Here is a 24118-nt window from a genome sequence, read left to right as displayed (position 1 = left end):
CCGGACCGCCCGGCAGTCCGCGGAGGGACTCAGGAGGGGCTGGACGTGAGCAGGAGCTGGGGCCGGTGGTCCTCGGTGCCGACCTCGCTCGACCACAGCCGCAGCGCGTCCGTGCCCGTACCGGTCAGCGCCACCGACGACGCCGACCCGAGCAGGTCGCCCGACCGGCCCGGATTCGCCACCGCGCCACCGAGCAGCCCGGCGGCCGGGGCGAGTGCGGAGCCGAGCGCGCCGCCGAGGGTGCGGCGGGCGCGTCTCATCTGTCCACCCGGACCGCGGTGCCGGCCAGCTCGTCCTCCAGCTTGCGTACATCGGCGTCGACCATGATCCGGGCCAGCTCGCCCACCTTCACCGAGGGCTTCCAGCCCAGCAGCTCCTCCGCCTTGGAGGCGTCCCCGATCAGCGCGTCGACCTCGCTCGGGCGCTCGTACTTGGGGTCGTAACGCACGAACTCCGTCCAGTCCAGGCCCGCATGGGCGAAGGCCACCTCCAGGAACTGCCGTACGCTGGCCGCCTCGCCGGTCGCGACCACGTAGTCGTCCGGCCGGTCCCGCTGGAGCATGAGCCACATCGCCTCGACGTACTCGGGCGCGTATCCCCAGTCGCGCACCGCGTCGAGGTTGCCGAGGTAGAGGCGGTCCTGCAGGCCGGCCTGGATCCGGGCGACCGCACGGGTGATCTTGCGGGTCACGAAGGTCTCCCCACGGCGCGGGGACTCGTGGTTGAAGAGGATGCCGTTGACCGCGAACATGTCGTACGCCTCGCGGTAGTTGACGGTCGTCCAGTAGCCGAAGACCTTGGCGCAGCCGTACGGGCTGCGCGGATGGAACGGCGTGCGCTCGTTCTGCGGCGGCGGGGTCGAGCCGTACATCTCCGAGGACGAGGCCTGGTAGAGGCGGGTCTCGATGCCGCTCGCCCGGACCGCCTCGAGCAGTCTGATGGCGCTCAGCCCGGTCACGTCGCCCGTGTACAGGGGCGCGTCGAACGAGACCCGGACATGGGACTGCGCGCCGAGGTTGTACACCTCGTCGGGCCTGAGGTCCCGCAGCAGGTTCACCAGCGCCACCCCGTCCGAGAGGTCCGCGTGGTGCAGGACGAAGGACCGCTCCGGCTGGTCGGGGCCCTGGTAGATGTGGTCGATCCGCTCGGTGTTGAAGCTCGACGACCGGCGTATCAGGCCGTGCACGGTGTAGCCCTTGCCCAGCAACAGCTCCGCCAGATACGAGCCGTCCTGACCGGTCACCCCGGTGATGAGTGCCGACTTTCCCATCTGTACCCCCTCTGACGCGACACAACAGGTCGCGTTTTCATATGTGTTGAACCAATTTCTTGAAGAATGTCCCCTGGGCGTGGTCGTCGCTGGCACAATCCGCGCCATGACTGCTGACCCTTCGCCCAAGCCCACGCCTCCCCTGCTCCCGCGCCCGGCCCGGGTGTTCGTCGCGGGCCATCGCGGCCTGGTCGGTTCCGCGGTGGTACGCCGGCTCGAAGCCGACGGACAGGAGGTGCTCACCCGCGGCCGGGACCAGCTCGATCTGCGCGACGCGGCGCGGACCGAGGCCTTTCTGCGCGACGTCCGCCCGGACGCCGTCGTGCTGGCCGCCGCCAAGGTCGGCGGGATCATGGCCAACAGCACCTACCCGGTGCAGTTCCTGGAGGACAACCTGCGGATACAGCTGAGCGTCATCGCCGGCGCGCACAGCGCCGCGGTGCCGCGGCTGCTCTTCCTCGGCTCGTCCTGCATCTACCCGAAGCTCGCCGAGCAGCCGATCCGCGAGGAGTCCCTGCTCACCGGGGCGCTGGAGCCGACCAACGAGGCGTACGCCATCGCCAAGATCGCCGGCATCACCCAGGTCCAGTCGTACCGCCGCCAGTACGGCGCCGCGTACATCAGCGCCATGCCCACCAACCTCTACGGCCCCGGTGACAACTTCGACCTGGCCACCTCGCATGTGCTGCCTGCCCTGATCCGGCGCTTCCACGAGGCCCGCGTCACCGGGGCGCCCGAGGTCGTGCTGTGGGGCACCGGAACCCCGCGCCGGGAGTTCCTGCACGTCGACGACGTGGCGGCGGCCTGCGCCCTGCTCCTGGACCGTTACGACGCCGACGGGCCGGTCAACATCGGCTGCGGCGAGGACCTCCCGATCAGCGAACTCGCGGCAGTCGTCGGCGAGGTGACGGGCTACCAGGGAGAGATCGTGTGGGACACGAGCAAGCCCGATGGCACCCCGCGCAAACTCCTCGACGTCTCCCGGCTGACCGCGCTCGGCTTCAAGCCCGCCGTCGCCCTGCGTGACGGGATCGCCTCGACGTACGAGTGGTGGCTGGGTCGGCAGACCGGCTGACCGGTCTCCTCCCGCGCCACTGTCGCCGTTCTCCCGCACCCCGGCACGGGTGCGGGAGAACGACGACAGCGCCCCGGGCCGTACCGGACCGAGGTGACCGCTCATCGGAGGATCCCCTCAGTACGCCCCACGGCCGTCGACGACGGCGCGCAGGGTGCGGGTCATGATCTCCACATCGGTGGCCACCGACCAGTTGTCCACGTACCAGAGGTCGAGCGCCACCGTCTCGTCCCAGGACAGGTCGGAGCGCCCGCTGACCTGCCACAGCCCGGTCATGCCCGGCTTGACGGAGAGGCGCCGCAGCTCCGTGGGGTTGTAGCGGGCGACCTCCTCGGGCAGCGGCGGGCGCGGGCCAATCAGGGACATGTCACCCCGGAGGACATTGAAGAGCTGCGGCAGCTCGTCCAGGGACAGTCGGCGCAGCACACCGCCGAGCCGGGTGACGCGCGGGTCGCGCCGGATCTTGAACATGTGCCCGTCGTGCTGGTTGGCCCCGGCCCGGGCGAGCTCGGCCCGGCGGGCCTCGGCGTCGACGACCATCGTGCGGAACTTCCACATCGTGAACGGCTTCCCGCCCAGCCCGCGGCGCGTCTGCCGGTGGAAGACGGGGCCGGGCGAGGAGCAGCGGACCGCCACCGCCAGCGCCCCGAACAGCGGCGCCAGCAGCACGAGTCCGACCGTGGCCCCGGCCCGGTCGAGGAGCGACTTCAGCCACGGCTGCCCGCCCTCCTGGGCGGGCGGTGCCACCTGCAGCAGCGTCAGCCCCGCCGCCGAGGTGGGCCGTACCCGGGCCTGGGCGACCTCCGTGAGGCCCGGCACCACGGCCAGCTGCAGTCCGGCGCCGTGCAGCGCCCACGACACGTGCCGCAGCCGTTCACCGGTCATCCGCAGCCCCGGCGCCACCAGCGCCACGTCCGCCGCGGAGGCCTCCACGGCACGCAGGACGACATCCGCGTCCTGCGTGAGGTCGGAGGGGACGGCCGCCAGCCGCCCCGGGACCGGCATCCCGCACCCCAGGGGCTGGAAGCCGACCGGCACCACACCCACCACCACGTACGGGTGATCCGTGCGGGCGGCGAGCCGTCCCACGACGTGGTCCACGGCGGTCGGCTCGCCCACCACCAGGGCCCGTCGCACCGCCCGCGCCTGCCGGCGCTGCCGGTTGAGATGCAGCCGGGTCACCGGTGCGACCGTGGCCGTGACCGCCAGTCCCGGCGCCACCGAGGCCAGGGCGAGGGTGGGCCGTGGCCCGTTCCGCGCATCGAAGAGGACCAGCGCCAGCGCCAGGATCCCGGCCAGCAGCACCCAGTCCCGCACGGCGGCCAGCACACCCCACGACTCCCCGAGGCGCTGGCCCGCGTACCGGCGTCGTAAAGTCCGGATGAGCGCCCACACTCCGGCGCCGACCAGGCCGCCGATCACCGGCACCTCCTGTCCGTCCGCATCCAGGGCCGCGGCGAGCGGAACCCCGATTCCGCAGGCGTCGGTGACGACCGCGAGCGGCCGGTACCAGCGGGCCTTTCCGTCTCCCGTGCGGACCCTCGGCCCGGCCCGGTCCGGCTTCGGTCTGGCCGCCCCGTCCTCGTCCGCGAACGCGACCGCCCGGTCCGGGCCGCCCGCCCCCCGGCGATTCGTTTCCTCTCCCAGCCCCCCGGTCGCCTCCGCCCCCGGTTCCCCAGCGGATTCCGACACGCCGACATCCCGCATGTGCCCCCCAGCCATACGTCGCCGTCACAAGCCGCAGCCGCCCATCGAACTTCCCCACCGGGCGAATGCGACCAAGTGATCGAGGACCTTAGATCACAACTGTGCTTGTTGGTTGCAGTTTTCGCGGAATTCACAGAAATCTGGTGGAGAAGTTGCTGGTGTTCCTTCACGTGATCATCACGTGACGGTTGGAGGGTCGCACGGAAACAAGGGGGCAGCCGTCCCCCGGGTGAGCGCCAGGGGTGGTGGGTCCGCCCGGTATCGGGTACATACGATCAAGTAGCACCAGTCAGTAACAGACGGCACCCAAGATCCCTGTTTACGGCGAGGTGAGCCTTATGCCCGAACCACCGACCAAACCCACCGTCACGGAACGTGAGGCACGTCAGGTGGCGGAGGCCGCCCGGGAACAGGACTGGCGCAAGCCGAGCTTCGCCAAGGAACTGTTCCTGGGCCGCTTCCGGCTCGACCTGATCCACCCCCACCCGCTGCCCGCCGACGAGGACGCACAGCGCGGCGAGGAGTTCCTCGCCAAGCTGCGCGACTTCTGCGAGACGAGGATCGACTCCGCGCGCATCGAGCGGGACGCGCAGATCCCGGACGAGGTGATCGACGGGCTCAAGGAGCTCGGCGCCCTCGGCATGAAGATCGACACCAAGTACGGCGGCCTCGGCCTGACCCAGGTCTACTACAACAAGGCCCTCGCCCTGGCCGGCTCGGCGAACCCGGCGATCGGCGCGCTGCTCTCCGCCCATCAGTCGATCGGCGTACCGCAGCCGCTGAAACTCTTCGGCACCCAGGAGCAGAAGGACACCTTCCTGCCGCGCTGCGCCCGCACCGACATCTCCGCCTTCCTGCTGACCGAACCGGACGTCGGCTCCGACCCGGCCCGGCTCGCCACGACCGCGGTCCCGGACGGGGACGACTACGTCCTCGACGGGGTGAAACTGTGGACGACCAACGGGGTGGTCGCCGACCTCCTCGTCGTCATGGCCCGGGTGCCGAAGTCCGAGGGACACAAGGGCGGCATCACCGCCTTCGTCGTGGAGTCCGCCTCCGAGGGCGTCACCGTCGAGAACCGCAACGCCTTCATGGGCCTGCGCGGCCTCGAGAACGGCGTCACCCGCTTCCACCAGGTGCGCGTCCCGGCCGCGAACCGGATCGGCCCGGAGGGAGCGGGCCTCAAGATCGCCCTCACCACCCTGAACACCGGGCGGCTGTCCCTGCCCGCCATGTGCGTCGGCGCCGGCAAGTGGTGCCTGAAGATCGCCCGCGAGTGGTCGGGCGTACGGGAGCAGTGGGGCAAGCCGGTCGCGCTGCACGAGGCCGTCGGCTCGAAGATCAGCTTCATCGCCGCCACGACCTTCGCCCTGGAGGCCGTACTCGATCTCTCCTCCCAGATGGCCGACGAGAACCGCAACGACATCCGCATCGAAGCCGCCCTCGCCAAGCTGTACGGCTCGGAGATGGCGTGGCTCATGGCCGACGAACTCGTCCAGATCCGCGGCGGCCGGGGCTTCGAGACGGCCGCGTCACTGGCCGCCCGCGGCGAACGGGCGGTCCCCGCCGAGCAGATCCTGCGCGACCTGCGGATCAACCGCATCTTCGAGGGCTCGACCGAGATCATGCACCTGCTGATCGCACGCGAGGCGGTCGACGCCCACCTGTCGGTGGCGGGCGACCTCATCGACCCCGAGAAATCCCTCTCCGACAAGGCGAAGGCAGGCGCGAACGCGGGCGTCTTCTACGCCAAATGGCTCCCCAAGCTGGTCGCGGGCCCCGGCCAACTGCCCTCCTCCTACACCGAGTTCAAGCAGGAGGTGGACCTCTCCACCCACCTGCGCTACGTCGAACGCCACGCCCGCAAGCTCGCCCGCTCCACGTTCTACGCCATGTCCCGCTGGCAGGGCCGCATGGAGACCAAACAGGGCTTCCTGGGCCGCGTCGTCGACATCGGCGCGGAACTCTTCGCGATGAGCGCCGCCTGCGTCCGCGCCGAGCTGCTGCGCGGCCAGGGCGACCACGGCCGCGAGGCCTACCAGCTGGCCGACGCGTTCTGCCGCCAGTCCCGCATCCGCGTCGAGGAACTCTTCGACCGCCTGTGGACCAACACCGACGACCTGGACCGCAAGGTCGTCAAGGGCGTCCTCGCGGGCGCCTACGAGTGGCTCGAACAAGGCATCGTCGACCCGTCAGGAGACGGCCCCTGGATCGCCGACGCGACACCAGGACCGAGCGAACGGGAGAACGTCCACCGCCCCATCCGCTGACGCGGGCGTGGAGCGCCCCGCGGCTCGACGGTCGCCGCGACCGCCGAGCCGCAGGGCCGGGGAGCCACGAGAGGGACGCCCTGTCCTGCCGGGCGGCCGTTGCGGCCACAATGGGGGGATGAGCGACAGCCCAGCCCCTCTCGCAGACCCACACCTCGTCTACGACCCCGTCGCCCCGGACGGCCCGCGGGACGTGGTGATCCTCGGCTCCACCGGTTCGATCGGCACCCAGGCGATCGACCTCGTCCTGCGCAACCCCGGCCGGTTCCGGGTCACCGCCCTGTCCGCCGCCGGCGGCCGGGTCGAGCTGCTGGCCGAGCAGGCCCACCGGCTGCGGGTGCGCACGGTCGCCGTGGCCCGCGAGGACGCCGTACCGGCGCTGCGCGAGGCGCTCGCCGCGCGGTACGGGGCCGGGGAGCCGCTCCCCGAGATACTGGCCGGGCCGGACGCGGCCACGCAGCTCGCCGCCTCCGACTGCCACACCGTCCTGAACGGCATCACCGGCTCCATCGGCCTGGCCCCGACCCTCGCCGCCCTGGAGGCGGGCCGCACCCTCGCGCTGGCCAACAAGGAGTCGCTCATCGTCGGCGGCCCGCTGGTCAAGGCGCTCGCCAAGCCCGGCCAGATCATCCCGGTGGACTCCGAGCACGCCGCCCTCTTCCAGGCGCTGGCAGCCGGCAGCCGGGCCGACGTACGCAAGCTCGTCGTCACCGCCTCCGGCGGCCCCTTCCGCGGCCGGACCAAGGCGGAACTGGCGAACGTCACCGTCGAGGACGCCCTCGCGCACCCCACCTGGGCCATGGGCCCGGTGATCACGATCAACTCCGCGACCCTCGTCAACAAGGGTCTGGAAGTCATCGAGGCGCACCTCCTGTACGACATTCCCTTCGACCGCATTGAGGTCGTCGTGCACCCGCAGTCGTATGTTCACTCGATGGTTGAGTTCACGGACGGATCCACGCTCGCCCAGGCGACGCCCCCCGACATGCGCGGGCCGATCGCCATCGGCCTGGGCTGGCCGGAACGCGTCCCGGACGCGGCGCCCGCCTTCGACTGGACCAAGGCCTCGACCTGGGAGTTCTTCCCGCTCGACGACGAGGCGTTCCCCTCGGTCGGCCTCGCCCGGCACGTCGGGCAGCTCGCGGGCACGGCCCCGGCGGTGTTCAATGCCGCCAACGAGGAGTGCGTAGAGGCGTTCCGCAGCGGCGCGCTGCCGTTCAACGGAATCATGGAGACGGTGACACGGGTGGTCGAGGAGCACGGTACGCCGCGCACGGGAACCTCACTCACCGTGTCGGACGTCCTCGAAGCGGAGGCCTGGGCACGTACCCGGGCCCGGGAACTGACAGCACAGACGACGACGGCGACCGCGGAGGCCCGTGCATGACGACCCTGATGATGATCCTCGGCATAGTCGTCTTCGCGGTCGGCCTGCTGGTCTCGATCGCCTGGCACGAGCTGGGACATCTCTCCACGGCCAAGCTCTTCGGCATCCGGGTGCCGCAGTACATGGTCGGCTTCGGCCCGACCATCTGGTCGCGGAAGAAGGGCGAGACCGAGTACGGCGTCAAGGCCGTCCCGTTCGGCGGCTACATCCGCATGATCGGCATGTTCCCGCCCGGCGACGACGGCCGGATCACCGCCCGCTCCACCTCGCCGTGGCGCGGAATGATAGAGGACGCCCGCTCCGCCGCCTTCGAGGAGCTCGAGCCGGGCGACGAGACCCGCCTCTTCTACACGCGCAAGCCGTGGAAACGGGTCATCGTGATGTTCGCGGGCCCCTTCATGAACCTGATCCTTGCGGTGGCGCTGTTCCTCACCGTCCTGATGGGCTTCGGCATCTCCCAGCAGACCACCACCGTCAGCTCGGTCTCCGAGTGCGTCATCGCGCAGAGCCAGAACCGGGACACGTGCAAGGACTCAGACGCGCCCGCGCCGGCCGCGGCGGCGGGCCTGAAGGCCGGCGACAAGATCGTCTCCTTCAACGGTGTGCGGACGGACGACTGGAACCAGCTCTCCGACCTCATCCGCGCCACTCCGGGCAAGGAGGTGCCGATCGTCGTCGACCGCAAGGGCCAGGAAGTCACCCTGCACGCGAAGATCGCCACCAACCAGGTCGCCAAGAAGGACTCCAGCGGCCAGATCGTCCAGGGCCAGTACGTCACCGCCGGCTTCCTCGGCTTCAGCGCCGCCACCGGCGTCGTACGCCAGGACTTCGGCGACTCCGTGACGTGGATGGGCGACCGGCTCGGCGAGGCCGTCGACTCCATCGCGAGCCTGCCCGGCAAGATCCCGGCCCTGTGGAACGCGGCCTTCGACGGCGCCCCGCGCGAGGCCGACTCCCCGATGGGCGTGGTCGGCGCGGCCCGCGTCGGCGGCGAGATCTTCACACTGGACATCCCGCCGACCCAGCAGCTCGCCATGGCGCTGATGCTGGTCGCGGGCTTCAACCTGTCCCTGTTCCTCTTCAACATGCTCCCGCTGCTCCCGCTGGACGGCGGGCACATCGCGGGCGCGCTGTGGGAGTCGCTGCGGCGCAAGGCGGCGCAGGTGCTGCGTCGGCCGGACCCGGGTCCGTTCGACGTGGCGAAGCTGATGCCGGTGGCGTACGTGGTGGCCGGGATCTTCATCTGCTTCACGGTCTTGGTGCTCGTGGCAGATGTCGTCAACCCGGTCAAGATCAGTTAGCAACCGTGGCCACACGGCGTTCGAAGCGGCCCGGAACACTGTGTTCCGGGCCGCTTCCATCGAGTGGGTTTACGGATGGGGGAGGTGCCGGCCCCTGGCTCGGTGCCGTAATCTCGAAGCCTGGAACCCGCCGGAATCTGCCTCCGACGGGCGGACCTGGACCTTGATCCACGACTTGGGGTTGCACAGCAGATGACTGCGATTTCTCTCGGCATGCCGTCCGTTCCGACCAGGCTCGCCGAGCGCCGCAAGAGCCGGCAGATCCAGGTCGGGTCCGTGGCGGTCGGCGGCGACGCCCCCGTGTCGGTCCAGTCGATGACCACGACCCGTACGTCCGACATCGGCGCCACCCTCCAGCAGATCGCCGAGCTGACCGCCTCCGGCTGCCAGATCGTCCGCGTGGCCTGCCCCACCCAGGACGACGCGGACGCCCTCGCGACCATCGCCCGCAAGTCCCAGATCCCGGTCATCGCCGATATCCACTTCCAGCCGAAGTACGTCTTCGCCGCGATCGAGGCGGGCTGCGCGGCGGTGCGCGTGAACCCCGGCAACATCAAGCAGTTCGACGACAAGGTCAAGGAGATCGCCAAGGCGGCGAAGGACCACGGCACCCCGATCCGCATCGGTGTGAACGCGGGTTCGCTGGACCGGCGCCTGCTCCAGAAGTACGGCAAGGCGACGCCCGAGGCGCTCGCCGAGTCCGCCCTCTGGGAGGCCTCCCTCTTCGAGGAGCACGACTTCCGGGACATCAAGATCTCGGTCAAGCACAACGACCCGGTCGTGATGGTCGAGGCGTACCGTCAGCTGGCCGCCCAGTGCGACTACCCGCTGCACCTCGGTGTGACGGAGGCCGGCCCCGCCTTCCAGGGCACGATCAAGTCGGCTGTCGCCTTCGGCGCGCTCCTCTCGCAGGGCATCGGCGACACCATCCGCGTGTCCCTCTCGGCCCCGCCGGTCGAGGAGGTCAAGGTCGGCAACCAGATCCTGGAGTCGCTCAACCTCAAGCAGCGCGGCCTGGAGATCGTCTCCTGCCCGTCCTGCGGCCGCGCGCAGGTCGACGTCTACAAGCTGGCCGAAGAGGTCACCGCCGGCCTCACCGGCATGGAGGTCCCGCTGCGCGTCGCGGTCATGGGCTGCGTCGTCAACGGCCCCGGCGAGGCCCGCGAGGCCGACCTCGGTGTCGCCTCCGGCAACGGCAAGGGCCAGATCTTCGTCAAGGGCGAAGTCATCAAGACCGTCCCCGAGTCCAAGATCGTCGAGACCCTCATCGAGGAGGCCATGAAGCTGGCCGAGCAGATGGAGGCGGCCGGGATCGCCTCGGGCGAGCCGTCGGTCTCGGTGGCGGGCTGAGCGGACCGACGGACGGGGGCGAGGTCCGGTCGCTCCTCGTGAGCCGGGCCGACGGGAACTGGGCTGACCTGGGCCGAGGCCGCCCTCGGAGTGGGCACACCGTTCCCGCGCCCAAAATCGATCGCGCCCTGACCCCTCGTCCGTGTTGACTCCCGCAGGTGACGAACCTGCGCACCGACCGCCTGATCCTGCGCCCCCGGCGTGAGTCCGACCTCGCTCCGTGGGCCGCGATGAACGCCGACCCCGAGGTCCGCGAACACCTCCCGGGCCTCCTCACCCGCGAACAGAGCGACGCCTCGGTGGCCCGTTTCCGGGCCGGGCTCGACGAGCGCGGCTGGGGCTGGTGGGCGCTGGAGGTCGCGGCCACCGGCGAGTTCATCGGGTTCACCGGGCTCGACCCCGTCGACGCGGACATGCCGTTCACCGGAATCGAGGTCGGCTGGCGGCTGGCCCGCCCGGCCTGGGGCCACGGCTACGCCACCGAGGCCGCCCGCGCCGCGCTCGCCTTCGGCTTCGAAGACCTCCGCCTCGCCGAGATCCTCGCGGTCACCGCCGTCGGCAACCTCCGTTCCCGGGCGGTGATGAGCCGCCTCGGCATGACCCGCGATCCGGCCGACGACTTCGACGACCCGGGCGTGCCCGAGGGACCGTTGCGGCGGAGCGTGCTGTACCGGCTCCGCGCCGGCACCCGGCCTCAGGCGTGACGCATCCAGACGTCGGGCTCCTGTCGTACGCCCTCGCCCGCGTCCCGGCCGATGCGCAGCAGACTCAGCCCGTCCGGGATCACGTCCTCGTGCGCGTCGGTTCTCCCGGTCCTCAGGACCATGCGACGTTCGTAGGGCAAGGGGGCCTGCCGGACGGGCGGCGCGTCACATTTTCGGCAGGTACAGTGCGGAGATCAGCAGACCCCAGTGTGAGGCCCCGCACTTGTTGACCCAGACCACCTCCCGGGTCCTCGAACCGAGCGACCTGGACGCCGCCCTCGCCGTCCTCGACCGCGAGCCGGTCAAGAACGCCTTCGTGACCTCACGGGTGCAGGTCGCGGGCCTCGACCCCTGGCGTCTCGGCGGCGAGATGTGGGGCTGGTACGAGGACGGCATGCTGACGTCCCTCTGCTACGCGGGCGCCAACCTCGTCCCCATCTGCGCCACACCCCGTGCTGTACGCGCCTTCGCGGACCGTGCGCGCAGGGCCGGCCGCCGCTGCTCCTCCATCGTCGGTCCCGCCGAGGCCACCGCCGAGCTGTGGCGGCTGCTCGAACCCAGCTGGGGCCCGGCCCGTGAGGTCCGCCGCCACCAGCCGCTCATGGTCACCGACCGCATGCCCGACGACATCGCCCCGGATCCCTATGTCCGTCGCGTCCGCAAGGACGAGATGGAGACGATCATGCCGGCGTGCGTGGCGATGTTCACCGAGGAGGTCGGCATCTCCCCGATGGCCGGCGACGGTGGCCTCCTCTACCAGGCCCGCGTCGCCGAACTCGTCGGCTCCGGCCGCTCCTTCGCCCGCCTCGACGAACACGGCCGGGTCGCCTTCAAGGCGGAGATCGGCGCGGCCACGCCCCAGGCCTGCCAGATCCAGGGCGTGTGGGTGGCCCCCGAGTACCGGGGGAGGGGCCTCGCGGCTCCGGGCATGGCGGCGGTGCTGAGGTACGCGCTGGCCGATGTGGCGCCGACGGTGAGCCTGTACGTCAACGACTTCAACACCCCGGCCAGGCGGACGTACCTGAGGGTGGGGTTCCAGGAGGTCGGCGCGTTCATGAGCGTTCTGTTCTAGCCGCACTCCTCCAGCCGCACCTCACAGCGCCGTTCTGAGCCTCGTAGGAGCCCTGTAGTCTCCCCGGCATGCTGCGCATCCCCGGTCACGGACACCGCAACCCCGACGACGTCGTGATCGGCCCTCTCGACCTGCCGGCCCGTGTCGACGACGCGCTCGCCGTGCAGGCCGTCGCCTTCGGGCTCGGCGCCGAGGAGGTCGCCGTGCGGCGCCAGATCGTGCTGCGGCACATGACCTACCCGGGCGCCCGCGCCCTGGGCGCCACGACCGCCGACGGCCGCCTCGTCGGCTTCGTCTACGGCATGCCCAACGACCGCACCCATTGGTGGTCCACCGTCGTGGAGCCGTACCTGCGCGCCCAGGGCCGCGATTTCTGGCTCGACCACTCCTTCGTGATCACCGAGCTGCACGTCCACCCGCGCTACCAGAACCGCGGCGTCGGCCGCTCCCTGATCACCACGATCACCGACGCCGCCGCCGAGCCCCGCTCGATCCTCTCGGCGATCGACACCGACAGCCCGGCCCGCGGCCTCTACCATTCCCTCGGCTACGAGGACCTGGCCAGACAGGTCCTCTTCCCCAGCGCCCCGAAGCCGTACGCGGTGATGGGAGCCCCCCTCCCGCTCCGCCGGCACCAGGGCAGGCCCTAACCGATTTCCACCGGGATGGACCGCCCGGCTAACCTCCTAGCCATCACCCTTACCCGGCAGGAGTACGAGAACCATGGCGAACGCACCGGTCCAGCGCATGTCGAATCTGATGGCGAAGACGCTGCGCGACGACCCGGCGGACGCCGAGGTCCTCAGCCACAAGCTGCTCGTCCGCGCCGGCTACGTCCGCCGCACGGCCACCGGTGTGTGGACCTGGCTGCCGCTCGGCAAGCGGGTCCTCGCCAACGTCGAACGGATCGTCCGTGAGGAGATGGACGCCATCGGCGCCCAGGAGGTGCTGCTCCCCGCCCTGCTGCCGCGGGAGCCGTACGACGCGACGGGCCGCTGGGACGAGTACGGCCCCGAGCTGTTCCGCCTCCAGGACCGCAAGGGCGGCGACTACCTCCTCGGCCCCACCCACGAGGAGATCTTCACGCTGATCGTGAAGGACCAGGCGTCCTCCTACAAGGACCTGCCGGTCATCCTCTACCAGATCCAGACCAAGTTCCGCGACGAGGCCCGTCCCCGCGCCGGCATCCTGCGCGGCCGCGAGTTCCTGATGAAGGACTCATACTCCTTCGACCTGGCGGACGAGGGCCTCGCCCAGTCGTACGCCCTGCACCGCCAGGCGTATCAGCGGATCTTCGAGCGCCTCGGCCTGGACTACCGCATCTGCGCCGCGACCGCCGGCGCGATGGGCGGCTCCAAGTCCGAGGAGTTCCTCGCCCCGGCCACCGCCGGCGAGGACACCTTCGCCGACTGCCCGAACTGCGACTTCGCGGCCAACACCGAGGCGATCACGTACGAGCTCAAGCCCGTCGACGGCTCCGGCGTGCCGGCCGCCGAGGAGATCCCGACCCCCGACACCCCGACCATCGAGACCCTCGCGGCCTCCCTCGGTGTCCCGGCCTCCGCCACCCTGAAGAACCTCCTGGTGAAGGTCGACGGCGAGATCGTCGCCGTCGGCGTCCCCGGCGACCGCGAGGTCGACATGGACAAGGTCGAGGCGCACTTCGCGCCCGCCGCCGTCGAACTGGTCACCGCCGAGGACTTCACCGGACGCCCGGACCTGGTCCGCGGCTATGTCGGCCCGCAGGGCCTGGGGGAGAAGGTCACGTACATCGCCGACCCGCGCGTGGCCCCCGGCACCGCCTGGATCACCGGCGCCAACAAGGAGCACACGCACGCGAAGAACGTCGTCGCCGGCCGTGACTTCGAGGTCGACGAGTACGTGGACGTCGTCGTGGTGCAGGACGGCGACCCCTGCCCGAAGTGCGGCACCGGGCTCAAGCTCGACCGCGCCATCGAGATCGGCCACATCTTCCAGCTGGGCCGCAAGTACGCCGACGCCCTCAAGCTCGACGTCCTCGGCCAGAACGGCAAGCCGGTCCGCGTGACCATGGGCTCCTACGGCGTCGGTGTCTCCCGCGCGGTCGCCGCCCTCGCCGAGCAGACCGCCGACGAGCAGGGCCTGTGCTGGCCCAAGGAGGTCGCGCCCGCCGACGTGCACGTCGTCGCCGCGGGCAAGGCCCTCCAGACCGAACTGGCCCTCGACGTCGCCGAGAAGCTGGCCTCCGCCGGTGTCCGCGTCCTGGTCGACGACCGGGCCGGCGTCTCCCCGGGCGTGAAGTTCACGGACGCCGAACTCATGGGCGTACCGCAGATCCTGGTGGCGGGCCGCCGCTCCGCCGAGGGCGTCCTGGAGCTCAAGGACCGCAAGACCGGTGAGCGTGAGGAGCTGACCGTCGACGAGGCGATCGCCCGCCTCGTGAACTAAAGACACCTCTCAGGGACTTCTGTCGAGGCGTACGGACGCCTCGACAGTCTTCTCTCAGCCGTTCCCCGACCGTAGGACGTGACACAGCGTCGCTCGGGAGGGGAACGGTCGTGATACGGACTCATGGCCGCGTAGGCCCACGAGCAGGCGGCCCTACAGCCAGCTCGCGAACTCCAGCAGCAGTTCCGCGTCCTGGGGGCGGCCGACCCGGCGCGCGCGTACCCCGGACTCCACCGCGCGGAACAGGGTCCAGCCGCGCAGTCGCTCCTGGTCCACCTCCAGCGACTCCGCGAGTCGCTTCACGCGGCGCCGGGTGATCGCCGCCCCGGAAGGGGCCGCGATCAGATCCTCCACCCGGTCGCGGACCAGTCGCGCCAAGTCGAACGCGCACTCGCCGACCACCGGATCGGGGCCCACGGCCAGCCAGGGCATCCGCTCCCCGGCCAGCACCTTGCTCTGCCGGAACGTTCCGTGCAGCAGTCGGTGCTCGGGGGGTTCGGCCAGCAGCTCCTGGCGGGCCGCGAGGGCCACGTCGACGAGCGGGGCCACCTCGGGATCGGCCGCGGCGCCGGCCCGCATCGCCTCGGCCTGCCGGCCGGTCCGCTCGGTCACGGTCTCGAAGACATGGGCGGCAGCGTCACCGGGGGGCTCGACCCACAATCGGCGCAGCGTGCCCGCCGCCTCCAGCAGCGCCTTCGCCTCGGGCAGCGACCGCACCGACACATCAGGGTGCAGCCGCTCCAGAAGCAGCGCGCCCTCGGTCGTGACAGTTTCGAGCAGCTGTACGGCGCCCAGGCCGCCCCAGTGCGCCAGCGCGGCCCGCTCGCCCTCCGGGCGGGCCCGGCGTGGGGCCAGCTTCAGCACGGCCGGAGTGCCGTCGGCCCTCCGTACCAGTACCACCAGACTGCTCCGGCCGCCCGGCACCTGCACCCGCTCGACGGTCAACTCGCGTAGAGCGACGGCCTGTCGGGCCAGCTCGGGCAGCTTCTCCAACCAGTCGTCACCGTCCGGTGCCGTCTCGCCGAGCGCCCGCACCAGACGCTGCGGCGGTTCGAAAGCCATGCGCGAGTCGTTCCCTTCCTCTCCGGGCCTCTCCCGGTTACGCCGTCGGTGTCGCCGAGGACGGGGTCGCGGTCGCGGTCGTGCCCGCAGCCGCACCCGTGTCCGCCCGCTCGGCGAGACCAGGGAAGGCTACGCTCCCGCCGCGCCAGCGCACCGCCCGGACCGCCGCCTCCCGCAGCGCCCCCGCCGCCTCGCCGCGCCGTGCGCCGCCGCTCGCCCGCACCAGGTCGGAGTACACCCCGGCCACGCGCTCCTCCAGTTCGGCGGCGAGCCGGACGGCCGCGGCCGAGTCCGGCACCGGGAACGGCAGCGCGTACGCGGCGCTCGCCGCGACGGGCTCGCCGCCCAGGTCGCGCACCTCGCGCACCAGCGCGTCCCGCCGCGCCCGGTGCGCGTCGTACGCCGCCCGCGTCTCCGCGCGCCGCTTCTCGCCGATCCGCCCACCGACGATGCCGTACCCGTACACGGCCGCGTGCTCGGCCGCCAGCACGGCCTGCAACGCCTCCAGCTCCGGCTGCTCCGCCTCGCTCACTTGGCACCCTCCGTCAGCAGATACGCGTGCGCCGCCCCGGCCGCCGCCACCGAGGCCAGCAGCCGGGCCAGCTCGCCCGGCACGTCCAGCAGTGCCTTCGCCCGCAGGTCCGCCAGCGCCCGTTCGGCGGCGGCGAGCCCGGCGAGGGCGTCCTTCTCGCTCCCCGGGGCGGCGGAAGAGGTCGGCGAAGGGGCGGCGGAAGACGCGGCCCCGGACGGCTCGGAGGACGCCGAGGCGGACGCCGTCACCCTGGCGCCCCCGAACGCCTCCACATGCCGCACCGCCTCCGCCCGCAGCGGCCGCAGCCGCTCCGCCAGCCCCGGATACGCGACGATCACCGCGTCGTATCGTTCAACGATCCCCCCGCTGTCCCGTGCGGCACGCGCGCGTGCCCGCTCGGTGACCGACAATCTGCCGCCCGTGCTCTCCTCGGAGTCCTCGCCACCGGAGGAGCAGCCCACGAGCACGACGGCGCCGGCGGCGGAGGCGAGCAGGGATCTTCTCCGCGGCCCCGAGGGGGTGCGCGGCGGCGGGGAGTACGGCACGGCAGACGTCCTCGGGGGGCTCGTACGAACACACGGGGCGGGAAGGGCGGCCCCGCCGGTGATCACGGTACCCGCGCGCCCGACCGGCATCACTCATCGGCACCGCCCGTGCGCAGGTGGACAGCAACACTCCCTGCGACCGGATACCCTTTGACCAGACACGCGCCCCATCCCACAACAGCACACGCGGCCGAGGAGTCACCCGGATGAGCACCACCCAGAGCGAGAGGCTGCGGGAACTGCTGGAACCGCTCGTCACCTCCCAGGGCCTGGATCTCGAAGAGATCACCGTGGACTCCGTCGGACGCAAGCGGGTGCTGAGCGTGGTCGTCGACTCCGACGCGGGGGCGGACCTGGACCAGATCGCCGATGTGAGCCGCGCGCTCTCGGCGAAGCTCGACGAGACGGACGCGATGGGTGAGGGCGAGTACACCCTCGAGGTCGGAACCCCCGGCGCGGAGCGCGCCCTCACCGAGCACCGTCACTACGTGCGTGCCCAGGACCGGCTGGTGAAGTTCCAGCTCACCGAGGGCGGCGAACTGACCGCTCGGATCCTGAAGGTCGACGAGGCGGGCCTCGACCTCGAAGTGCCCGGAGTGAAGGGCCGCAAGGCCACCTCCCGCAGGCTCGCCTTCGAGGACATCGCCAAGGCCCGGGTCCAGGTCGAGTTCAGTCGCAAGGACAGCAAGGACAACAAGGACATGAAGGAAGAGGAGGAGGCGTAGCCGTGGACATCGACATGAGCGCCCTGCGGGGCTTGGTACGGGAGAAGGAGATCTCCTTCTCCCTGCTGGTCGAGGCGATCGAGTCGGCCCTCCTCATCGCCTACCACCGCACCGAGGGAAGCCGCCGTCACGCGCGCGTGGAGCTCAACCGGGAGACCGGACATGTGACCGTGTGGGCGAAGGAGGACCCCGAGGACCTCGAAGAGGGCCAGGAGGCCCGGGAGTTCGACGACACCCCGTCCGGCTTCGGCCGTATCGCCGCCACCACGGCCAAGCAGGTGATCCTGCAGCGCCTGCGCGACGCCGAGGACGACGCGACGCTCGGCGAGTACGCCGGTCGCGAGGGCGACATCGTCACCGGTGTGGTGCAGCAGGGCCGTGACCCGAAGAACGTGCTCGTCGACATCGGCAAGCTCGAGGCGATCCTGCCGGTGCAGGAGCAGGTGCCGGGTGAGACGTATCCGCACGGCATGCGGCTGAGGTCGTACGTCGTCCGGGTGGCGAAGGGTGTCCGCGGTCCGTCCGTGACGCTCTCCCGTACGCACCCCAATCTGGTGAAGAAGCTCTTCGCGCTCGAGGTGCCGGAGATCGCCGACGGGTCCGTCGAGATCGCCGCCATCGCGCGTGAGGCCGGTCACCGCACCAAGATCGCCGTCCGGTCCACCCGTTCGGGCCTGAACGCCAAGGGCGCGTGCATCGGTCCCATGGGCGGCCGGGTGCGCAACGTGATGGGTGAACTGAACGGCGAGAAGATCGACATCGTCGACTGGTCGGACGACCCGGCCGAGATGGTGGGGAACGCACTGTCGCCGGCCCGCGTCACCAAGGTGGAGGTCGTGGACCTGGCGACCCGGTCCGCGCGCGTGACGGTGCCCGACTACCAGCTGTCGCTGGCGATCGGCAAGGAAGGGCAGAACGCCCGGCTCGCCGCCCGGCTCACCGGCTGGCGGATCGACATCCGTCCGGACACCGAGCAGCCGTCCGAACAGGGCTCCCTTCGGAGCGGGGAATAGATCCGGGCCGCAAGTGGCTTAGATCACGACAACAACCGTTCGATTCTTGCCCCAAAGGGGGGAGGTCGGTGCGGGGAGGTAGACTTAGCTGTGTCTGGCCGGACGCGAGCCCGCGTATGCCCTGAACGCACCTGTGTGGGGTGCCGGGAGCGAGCGGCCAAGACTGATCTGCTGCGCATCGTGGCGGTCGAGGACGCATGCGTCCCTGATCCTCGCGGTACGCTGCCCGGCCGGGGTGCCTATGCACACCCCGACCCGGCCTGTCTCGACCTGGCGGTACGCCGCCGGGCGTTCCCAAGGGCGCTCCGCGTCCCGGGGCCGCTCGACGTAAAGGTGTTGCGCCGGTACGTCGAGCAGACAGAACGTTGCTGAGCAGGCGACACCGTAAGAAAGCGTCGCGCGGAACCCCGTGCGGCCCAGGTACCCCGCGAGTTGGAAGTAGGTCGAGATTGCGATGAGCACTCGATGAGCACGCGATGAGTACGCCCATGAAGTAGCGACGGTCCGGCCGCAACCCGGACCTAAAAGGAGCGAAGTGGCTAAGGTCCGGGTATACGAACTCGCCAAGGAGTTCGGTGTGGAGAGCAAGGTCGTCATGGCCAAGCTCCAGGAACTCGGTGAGTTCGTCCGATCGGCGTCTTCGACGATCGAGGCGCCCGTAGTGCGCAAACTGACAGACGCCTTCCAGGGCGGTGGCAACGGCAAGTCCGCCGGTAAGCCCGCCCCGCGCAAGGCCGCCCCCAAGCCTGGCGCGCCCTCCCCGGCGCAGACGGCACGTCCGGCTGCCCCGAAGCCGCCGGTCGCCCCCACGCCCGCCGTGGCTCAGCAGCCCGCGGCCCCGTCGGCCCCCGCGCCGGCCGCCTCCGGCCCGCGTCCGGTGCCGGGCCCCAAGCCCGCGCCGCGTCCGGCCCCGGCGGCTCCCACGACGCCGGAGTTCACCGCTCCGCCGTCGGCCCCGGCAGCGCCGGTCGCCCCGGCCGCCGCCCAGGGCCCGCGCCCCGGCGCCCGTCCGGGCCCCGGCGGCCCGAAGCCCGGCGCCCGTCAGGGTGGTCCCGGCCAGGGTCAGGCTCCCCGTTCCGACCGTCCCGACCGTGGTGCCCCGCGCGCCGGCGGTCAGGCCGCGCGTCCGGGTGCCCGTCCGGCCGGTCCGCGTCCGGGCAACAACCCCTTCACCTCCGGTGGCTCCACCGGTATGGCGCGTCCGCAGGCGCCCCGTCCGCAGGGCGCGCGTCCCGGCGGCCCCGGTGCCCCCGGCGCCGGTCCCCGTCCGCAGGCGCCCGGCGCCCAGGGCGGCGGTCCGCGTCCGCAGGCTCCGGGCGGTTCGCGCCCGTCGCCCTCCGGCATGCCCCGTCCGCAGGGCGGCGGCCCCCGTCCCGGTGGCGGCCCCGCGGGTCCGCGTCCGAACCCCGGCATGATGCCGCAGCGTCCCGCTGCCGGCCCGCGTCCCGGCGGTGGCCCCGGCGGCCGCGGTCCGGGCGGTGCGGGTCGTCCCGGCGGCGGCGCCGGTCGTCCCGGTGGCGGCGGCTTCGCCGGCCGTCCGGGCGGTGGCGGCGGTGCCGGTCGTCCGGGTGGCGGCGGCGGTTTCGCCGGTCGTCCCGGTGGCGGTGCCCCCGGTGCCGGTGGCGGCGGCTTCGGCGGCGGCGGTGGCCGTCCCGGATTCGGCGGTCGTCCCGGTGGTCCCGGTGGCCGTGGTGGCACGCAGGGTGCCTTCGGTCGTCCCGGCGGTCCCGCGCGTCGCGGTCGCAAGTCGAAGCGGCAGAGGCGCCAGGAGTACGAGGCCATGCAGGCCCCGTCGGTCGGCGGCGTGATGCTGCCTCGCGGCAACGGCGAGACCATTCGCCTGTCGCGCGGTGCCTCCCTCACCGACTTCGCGGAGAAGATCAACGCCAACCCGGCGTCGCTCGTCGCGGTCATGATGAACCTCGGCGAGATGGTCACGGCCACGCAGTCCGTCTCCGACGCGACCCTCGAGGTCCTCGCCGGCGAGATGAACTACACGGTCCAGATCGTCAGCCCCGAGGAGGAGGACCGCGAGCTGCTCGAGTCCTTCGACATCGAGTTCGGCGAGGACGAGGGCGGCGAGGAGGACCTCGTGGTCCGTCCGCCGGTCGTCACCGTCATGGGTCACGTCGACCACGGTAAGACCCGACTGCTCGACGCCATCCGCAAGACGAACGTCATCGCGGGCGAGGCCGGCGGCATCACCCAGCACATCGGTGCCTACCAGGTCGCGACCGAGGTCAACGACGAAGAGCGCAAGATCACCTTCATTGACACCCCGGGTCACGAGGCGTTCACCGCCATGCGTGCCCGTGGTGCGCGGTCGACCGACATCGCGATCCTGGTCGTCGCGGCCAACGACGGCGTCATGCCGCAGACGGTCGAGGCGCTCAACCACGCCAAGGCGGCCGACGTCCCGATCGTCGTCGCGGTCAACAAGATCGACGTCGAGGGTGCCGACCCGACCAAGGTGCGCGGTCAGCTGACCGAGTACGGCCTGGTGGCCGAGGAGTACGGCGGCGACACGATGTTCGTCGACATCTCCGCCAAGCAGGGTCTGCACATCGACTCCCTGCTGGAGGCCGTGGTCCTCACCGCGGACGCCTCGCTCGACCTGCGGGCCAACCCGAACCAGGACGCGCAGGGCATCGCGATCGAGTCCCGTCTCGACCGTGGCCGCGGTGCCGTCTCGACGGTCCTCGTCCAGCGAGGCACCCTCCGGGTCGGCGACACGATGGTCGTGGGCGACGCCTACGGCCGAGTGCGCGCCATGCTCGACGACAACGGCAACAACGTCGCCGAGGCCGGCCCGTCGACGCCGGTCCAGGTCCTGGGCCTGACCAACGTCCCGGGTGCCGGCGACAACTTCCTCGTCGTCGAGGAGGACCGTACGGCCCGTCAGATCGCCGAGAAGCGTGCCGCCCGTGAGCGCAACGCCGCGTTCGCCAAGCGCACGCGCCGTGTCTCGCTCGAGGACCTGGACAAGGTGCTCAAGGCCGGCGAGGTCCAGCAGCTGAACCTGATCATCAAGGGTGACGCTTCTGGTTCGGTCGAGGCGCTCGAGTCGTCCCTGCTCCAGCTGGACGTCGGCGAAGAGGTCGACATCCGCGTCCTGCACCGTGGTGTCGGTGCGGTCACGGAGTCGGACATCGACCTGGCGATGGGCTCGGACGCCATCGTGATCGGCTTCAACGTCCGCGCGGCAGGCCGTGCGGCGCAGATGGCCGAGCGCGAGGGCGTGGACGTCCGGTACTACTCGGTCATCTACCAGGCGATCGAGGAGATCGAGGCGGCCCTCAAGGGCATGCTCAAGCCGGAGTACGAGGAGGTCGAGCTCGGTACGGCGGAGATCCGCGAGGTCTTCAAGTCGTCCAAGCTGGGCAACATCGCCGGTGTGCTCATCCGCTCCGGCGAGGTCAAGCGGAACACCAAGGCCCGACTCATCCGCGACGGCAAGGTGGTCGCGGAGAACCTCAACATCGAGGGCCTGCGTCGCTTCAAGGACGACGTCACCGAGATCCGCGAAGGGTTCGAGGGCGGTATCAACCTCGGCAACTTCAACGACATCAAGGTCGACGACGTCATCGCGACGTACGAGATGCGCGAGAAGCCGCGGGCGTAAGACCGTGGCCCGAGGTGGCCGACGGGACCTGGTTCCCGTCGGCCGCCTCGGCGTGTTTCAGCTGACGGACGTGTTTCAGCTGACGAGTAGGGCGCGGCGGGGGCGAAACAATCCCGTCGAGCACCCCACCCGTTCGTTGTACCGTTCTTGATGTCCCTGCCCACCGATGGCGGGGCCATCGATCCCGTACCGGCGGGTGAACCGGATACACATGTACGTAGGGACTCTGTCCTTCGACCTCCTCCTCGGCGACATTCGGTCACTGAAGGAGAAGCGCTCCGTCGTCCGCCCGATCGTCGCCGAGCTCCAGCGGAAGTACGCGGTGAGCGCCGCCGAGGTCGACCACATGGACCTCCACCGCCGGGCCGGCATAGGCCTCGCGATGGTGTCCGGCGACGCCGGCCACCTCACCGACGTACTGGACCGGTGCGAACGGCTGGTCGCCGGGCGCCCCGAGGTGGAACTGCTGTCCGTGCGACGGCGGCTCCGCGGCGACGACGACTGACCAAGAACACAGATCAGGAAAGAACGGGAGACGGACCAGTGGCCGACAACGCGCGGGCTAAAAGGCTGGCGGACCTCATCCGAGAGGTGGTGGCCCAGAAGCTGCAGCGCGGGATCAAGGACCCGCGGCTCGGCTCGCATGTCACCATCACGGACACCCGGGTGACGGGTGACCTGCGGGAGGCGACCGTCTTCTACACGGTGTACGGGGACGACGAGGAGCGGGCCGCGGCGGCCGCGGGCCTGGAGAGCGCCAAGGGTGTGCTCCGCTCCGCGGTGGGTGCGGCGGCGGGCGTGAAGTTCACGCCGACCCTGGCCTTCGTGGCGGACGCTCTGCCGGACACCGCCAAGACCATCGAGGACCTGCTCGACAAGGCACGGGCCTCGGACGCGAAGGTCCGCGAGGTCTCGGCGGGCGCCAACTTCGCGGGCGACGCCGACCCGTACAGGAAGCCGGGCGAAGAGGACGAGGCTGCCGAGACGGACGGCGACGCCGCGGAATGACCGAGAAGCACAAGACGCCCGACGGCCTTGTCATCGTCGACAAGCCGTCGGGCTTCACCTCGCACGACGTGGTTGCCAAGATGCGCGGGATCGCCAGGACCCGCCGCGTCGGCCACGCCGGCACCCTCGACCCCATGGCGACGGGCGTACTCGTCCTCGGCGTCGAGAAGGCCACCAAGCTCCTGGGGCACCTGGCCCTCACCGAGAAGGAGTACCTGGGGACCATCCGCCTCGGGCAGAACACGCTCACGGACGACGCCGAAGGGGAGATCACCTCCTCCACCGACGCCTCCAAGGTCACCCGGGACGCCATCGACGCCGGTATCGCCAAGCTGAGCGGCGACATCATGCAGGTGCCGTCCAAGGTCAGCGCCATCAAGATCGACGGGGTGCGCTCGTACAAGCGGGCGCGCGAGGGCGAGGAGTTCGAGATCCCGGCCCGCCCGGTCACCATCTCCTCCTTCGTCGCGTACGACGTCCGCGACGCCGTCGCCGAGAACGGCACGCCCGTGCTGGACCTGGTGGTGTCGGTGGTCTGCTCGTCCGGCACGTACATCCGCGCCCTCGCCCGCGACCTGGGCGCCGACCTCGGCGTCGGCGGCCATCTGACCGCTTTGCGCCGCACCCGCGTCGGCCCGTACAAGCTGGACTCGGCGAAGACGCTGGACCAGCACCAGCAGGGGCTGACGGTGATGCCGATCGCCGAGGCGGCCACGGCCGCCTTCCCCCGCTGGAACGTGGACGCCAGGCGGGCCCGGCTGCTCCTCAACGGCGTACGCCTGGAGATGCCCGACGAGTACGAGGACAGCGGCGCCGTCGCCGTCTTCGACCCCCAGGGCCGCTTCCTGGCTCTGGTCGAGGCGCACAAGGGCAAGGCGAAGAGCCTGGCCGTCTTCGGCTGAGGGCTGAGGGTCCTGCCGGGGCGTAGTGCCCGTGGAGCGGCGAACACGGGGTCTTCCACTGCCGCCGCTCCACGGTCCCCCCTCGGTTCCCCCACCCCTAGGGTGTATCCACCGGTCCCGCTCCATTCACCCGTCCGGGCAGGCGC

Annotated in this window: 23 protein-coding genes; 16 read left to right on the top strand and 7 right to left on the bottom strand. The window is 71.2% G+C overall.

The genetic code is table 11. The features are described from left to right. Nucleotides 1–29 precede the first annotated feature (29 nt). On the bottom strand, nucleotides 30–260 hold the full coding sequence (locus tag ACFY16_RS28060; RefSeq protein ID WP_390649971.1) for a hypothetical protein: 231 nt from the start codon (nucleotides 258–260) through the stop codon (nucleotides 30–32). Then, nucleotides 257–1270, bottom strand: coding sequence for a GDP-mannose 4,6-dehydratase (gene gmd, locus ACFY16_RS28055; RefSeq protein ID WP_390649970.1), 1014 nt, complete (start codon nucleotides 1268–1270; stop codon nucleotides 257–259). The genes ACFY16_RS28060 and gmd overlap by 4 nt, the downstream gene beginning before the upstream one ends. A 106-nt stretch (nucleotides 1271–1376) precedes the next feature. On the opposite strand from gmd, the gene ACFY16_RS28050 reads away from it, so the two are divergent. Beyond that, entirely contained in the window at nucleotides 1377–2345 is a 969-nt protein-coding gene (locus tag ACFY16_RS28050) for a GDP-L-fucose synthase family protein (protein ID WP_390649969.1), read from the top strand. A 117-nt stretch (nucleotides 2346–2462) separates the two neighbouring features. Here ACFY16_RS28050 and ACFY16_RS28045 read toward each other — a convergent pair whose 3' ends face one another. Continuing rightward, on the bottom strand, nucleotides 2463–4037 hold the full coding sequence (locus ACFY16_RS28045) for a sugar transferase (RefSeq protein WP_390649968.1): 1575 nt from the start codon (nucleotides 4035–4037) through the stop codon (nucleotides 2463–2465). A gap of 353 nt (nucleotides 4038–4390) precedes the next feature. Here ACFY16_RS28045 and ACFY16_RS28040 point away from each other — a divergent pair, with 353 nt between their 5' ends. The 5 genes from ACFY16_RS28040 to ACFY16_RS28020 all read left to right on the top strand — a co-directional run bounded on the left by ACFY16_RS28040 (nucleotide 4391) and on the right by ACFY16_RS28020 (nucleotide 11064). Next, entirely contained in the window at nucleotides 4391–6322 is a 1932-nt protein-coding gene (locus tag ACFY16_RS28040) for an acyl-CoA dehydrogenase family protein (protein ID WP_390649967.1), read from the top strand. Nucleotides 6323–6440: 118 nt separating this feature from the next. Next, nucleotides 6441–7709, top strand: coding sequence for a 1-deoxy-D-xylulose-5-phosphate reductoisomerase (gene dxr, locus ACFY16_RS28035; RefSeq protein WP_390649966.1), 1269 nt, complete (start codon nucleotides 6441–6443; stop codon nucleotides 7707–7709). Between the two features lie 8 nt (nucleotides 7710–7717). Beyond that, entirely contained in the window at nucleotides 7718–9010 is a 1293-nt protein-coding gene (locus ACFY16_RS28030) for a M50 family metallopeptidase (RefSeq protein WP_390650115.1), read from the top strand. Nucleotides 9011–9202: 192 nt separating this feature from the next. Beyond that, nucleotides 9203–10360 (top strand): flavodoxin-dependent (E)-4-hydroxy-3-methylbut-2-enyl-diphosphate synthase, encoded by a 1158-nt coding sequence (ispG, locus tag ACFY16_RS28025; protein ID WP_390649965.1) that lies wholly within the window; start codon nucleotides 9203–9205, stop codon nucleotides 10358–10360. A 158-nt stretch (nucleotides 10361–10518) separates the two neighbouring features. Then, nucleotides 10519–11064: a GNAT family N-acetyltransferase gene (locus tag ACFY16_RS28020; protein WP_390649964.1), complete on the top strand. Its 546-nt coding sequence runs from the start codon at nucleotides 10519–10521 to the stop codon at nucleotides 11062–11064. Here ACFY16_RS28020 and ACFY16_RS28015 read toward each other — a convergent pair. Then, nucleotides 11055–11186, bottom strand: coding sequence for a hypothetical protein (locus tag ACFY16_RS28015; protein ID WP_390649963.1), 132 nt, complete (start codon nucleotides 11184–11186; stop codon nucleotides 11055–11057). The genes ACFY16_RS28020 and ACFY16_RS28015 overlap by 10 nt on opposite strands. Before the next feature lie 101 nt (nucleotides 11187–11287). Between ACFY16_RS28015 and ACFY16_RS28010 the strand changes: the two genes are divergently transcribed. The 3 genes from ACFY16_RS28010 (at nucleotide 11288) to ACFY16_RS28000 (ending at nucleotide 14563) form a co-directional block, all read left to right on the top strand. Continuing rightward, nucleotides 11288–12136, top strand: coding sequence for a GNAT family N-acetyltransferase (locus ACFY16_RS28010; protein WP_390649962.1), 849 nt, complete (start codon nucleotides 11288–11290; stop codon nucleotides 12134–12136). Between the two features lie 68 nt (nucleotides 12137–12204). Continuing rightward, on the top strand, nucleotides 12205–12786 hold the full coding sequence (locus tag ACFY16_RS28005) for a GNAT family N-acetyltransferase (protein ID WP_390649961.1): 582 nt from the start codon (nucleotides 12205–12207) through the stop codon (nucleotides 12784–12786). Nucleotides 12787–12859: 73 nt separating this feature from the next. After that, nucleotides 12860–14563: a proline--tRNA ligase gene (locus ACFY16_RS28000; protein WP_390649960.1), complete on the top strand. Its 1704-nt coding sequence runs from the start codon at nucleotides 12860–12862 to the stop codon at nucleotides 14561–14563. A 153-nt stretch (nucleotides 14564–14716) separates the two neighbouring features. Here ACFY16_RS28000 and ACFY16_RS27995 read toward each other — a convergent pair whose 3' ends face one another. Genes ACFY16_RS27995 through ACFY16_RS27985 form a run of 3 tightly spaced genes read right to left on the bottom strand, consistent with a single transcriptional unit; the run spans nucleotide 14717 to nucleotide 16702 of the window. Continuing rightward, nucleotides 14717–15625, bottom strand: coding sequence for an aminoglycoside phosphotransferase family protein (locus ACFY16_RS27995; protein WP_390649959.1), 909 nt, complete (start codon nucleotides 15623–15625; stop codon nucleotides 14717–14719). 37 nt (nucleotides 15626–15662) lie between these two features. Next, nucleotides 15663–16157: a ferritin-like domain-containing protein gene (locus ACFY16_RS27990; protein WP_390649958.1), complete on the bottom strand. Its 495-nt coding sequence runs from the start codon at nucleotides 16155–16157 to the stop codon at nucleotides 15663–15665. Continuing rightward, nucleotides 16154–16702: a hypothetical protein gene (locus tag ACFY16_RS27985; RefSeq protein ID WP_390649957.1), complete on the bottom strand. Its 549-nt coding sequence runs from the start codon at nucleotides 16700–16702 to the stop codon at nucleotides 16154–16156. The genes ACFY16_RS27990 and ACFY16_RS27985 overlap by 4 nt, the downstream gene beginning before the upstream one ends. A gap of 206 nt (nucleotides 16703–16908) precedes the next feature. Here ACFY16_RS27985 and rimP point away from each other — a divergent pair, with 206 nt between their 5' ends. The 7 genes from rimP (at nucleotide 16909) to truB (ending at nucleotide 23972) form a co-directional block, all read left to right on the top strand. Continuing rightward, entirely contained in the window at nucleotides 16909–17427 is a 519-nt protein-coding gene (gene rimP / locus ACFY16_RS27980) for a ribosome maturation factor RimP (RefSeq protein WP_390649956.1), read from the top strand. A 2-nt stretch (nucleotides 17428–17429) separates the two neighbouring features. After that, nucleotides 17430–18440, top strand: coding sequence for a transcription termination factor NusA (nusA, locus tag ACFY16_RS27975; protein ID WP_390649955.1), 1011 nt, complete (start codon nucleotides 17430–17432; stop codon nucleotides 18438–18440). A 90-nt stretch (nucleotides 18441–18530) separates the two neighbouring features. Further along, nucleotides 18531–18812, top strand: coding sequence for a YlxR family protein (locus tag ACFY16_RS27970; RefSeq protein ID WP_390649954.1), 282 nt, complete (start codon nucleotides 18531–18533; stop codon nucleotides 18810–18812). Nucleotides 18813–18975: 163 nt separating this feature from the next. Next, on the top strand, nucleotides 18976–22062 hold the full coding sequence (gene infB, locus ACFY16_RS27965) for a translation initiation factor IF-2 (protein ID WP_390649953.1): 3087 nt from the start codon (nucleotides 18976–18978) through the stop codon (nucleotides 22060–22062). Between the two features lie 211 nt (nucleotides 22063–22273). After that, nucleotides 22274–22567 carry a DUF503 domain-containing protein gene (locus ACFY16_RS27960; protein WP_351144879.1) on the top strand — a complete coding sequence of 98 codons (294 nt, stop codon included), beginning with the start codon at nucleotides 22274–22276 and terminating at the stop codon, nucleotides 22565–22567. A 38-nt stretch (nucleotides 22568–22605) separates the two neighbouring features. After that, entirely contained in the window at nucleotides 22606–23070 is a 465-nt protein-coding gene (rbfA, locus tag ACFY16_RS27955) for a 30S ribosome-binding factor RbfA (protein ID WP_390649952.1), read from the top strand. After that, a complete protein-coding gene (truB, locus tag ACFY16_RS27950) occupies nucleotides 23067–23972 on the top strand; it encodes a tRNA pseudouridine(55) synthase TruB (RefSeq protein ID WP_390649951.1) in 906 nt (301 codons plus the stop codon). The genes rbfA and truB overlap by 4 nt, the downstream gene beginning before the upstream one ends. The last annotated feature ends 146 nt before the right edge of the window (nucleotides 23973–24118 follow it).

It is taken from the genome of Streptomyces sp. NPDC001315 (assembly GCF_042896175.1).
Lineage (GTDB): Bacteria > Actinomycetota > Actinomycetes > Streptomycetales > Streptomycetaceae > Streptomyces.
Note: the sequence above shows the minus strand (reverse complement) of the source record. Positions and strands in the feature narration are given on the sequence as shown.

What these genes read in the sequence shown, in the direction of transcription:
- ACFY16_RS28060 (WP_390649971.1), bottom strand. Translation starts at nt 260, where the DNA reads ATGAGACGCGCCCGCCGCACCCTCGGCGGCGCGCTCGGCTCCGCACTC.
- gmd (WP_390649970.1), bottom strand. Translation starts at nt 1,270, where the DNA reads ATGGGAAAGTCGGCACTCATCACCGGGGTGACCGGTCAGGACGGCTCG.
- ACFY16_RS28050 (WP_390649969.1), top strand. Translation starts at nt 1,377, where the DNA reads ATGACTGCTGACCCTTCGCCCAAGCCCACGCCTCCCCTGCTCCCGCGC.
- ACFY16_RS28040 (WP_390649967.1), top strand. Translation starts at nt 4,391, where the DNA reads ATGCCCGAACCACCGACCAAACCCACCGTCACGGAACGTGAGGCACGT.
- dxr (WP_390649966.1), top strand. Translation starts at nt 6,441, where the DNA reads ATGAGCGACAGCCCAGCCCCTCTCGCAGACCCACACCTCGTCTACGAC.
- ACFY16_RS28030 (WP_390650115.1), top strand. Translation starts at nt 7,718, where the DNA reads ATGATGATCCTCGGCATAGTCGTCTTCGCGGTCGGCCTGCTGGTCTCG.
- ispG (WP_390649965.1), top strand. Translation starts at nt 9,203, where the DNA reads ATGACTGCGATTTCTCTCGGCATGCCGTCCGTTCCGACCAGGCTCGCC.
- ACFY16_RS28015 (WP_390649963.1), bottom strand. Translation starts at nt 11,186, where the DNA reads ATGGTCCTGAGGACCGGGAGAACCGACGCGCACGAGGACGTGATCCCG.
- ACFY16_RS28005 (WP_390649961.1), top strand. Translation starts at nt 12,205, where the DNA reads ATGCTGCGCATCCCCGGTCACGGACACCGCAACCCCGACGACGTCGTG.
- ACFY16_RS28000 (WP_390649960.1), top strand. Translation starts at nt 12,860, where the DNA reads ATGGCGAACGCACCGGTCCAGCGCATGTCGAATCTGATGGCGAAGACG.
- ACFY16_RS27995 (WP_390649959.1), bottom strand. Translation starts at nt 15,625, where the DNA reads ATGGCTTTCGAACCGCCGCAGCGTCTGGTGCGGGCGCTCGGCGAGACG.
- rimP (WP_390649956.1), top strand. Translation starts at nt 16,909, where the DNA reads ATGAGCACCACCCAGAGCGAGAGGCTGCGGGAACTGCTGGAACCGCTC.
- ACFY16_RS27960 (WP_351144879.1), top strand. Translation starts at nt 22,274, where the DNA reads ATGTACGTAGGGACTCTGTCCTTCGACCTCCTCCTCGGCGACATTCGG.
- truB (WP_390649951.1), top strand. Translation starts at nt 23,067, where the DNA reads ATGACCGAGAAGCACAAGACGCCCGACGGCCTTGTCATCGTCGACAAG.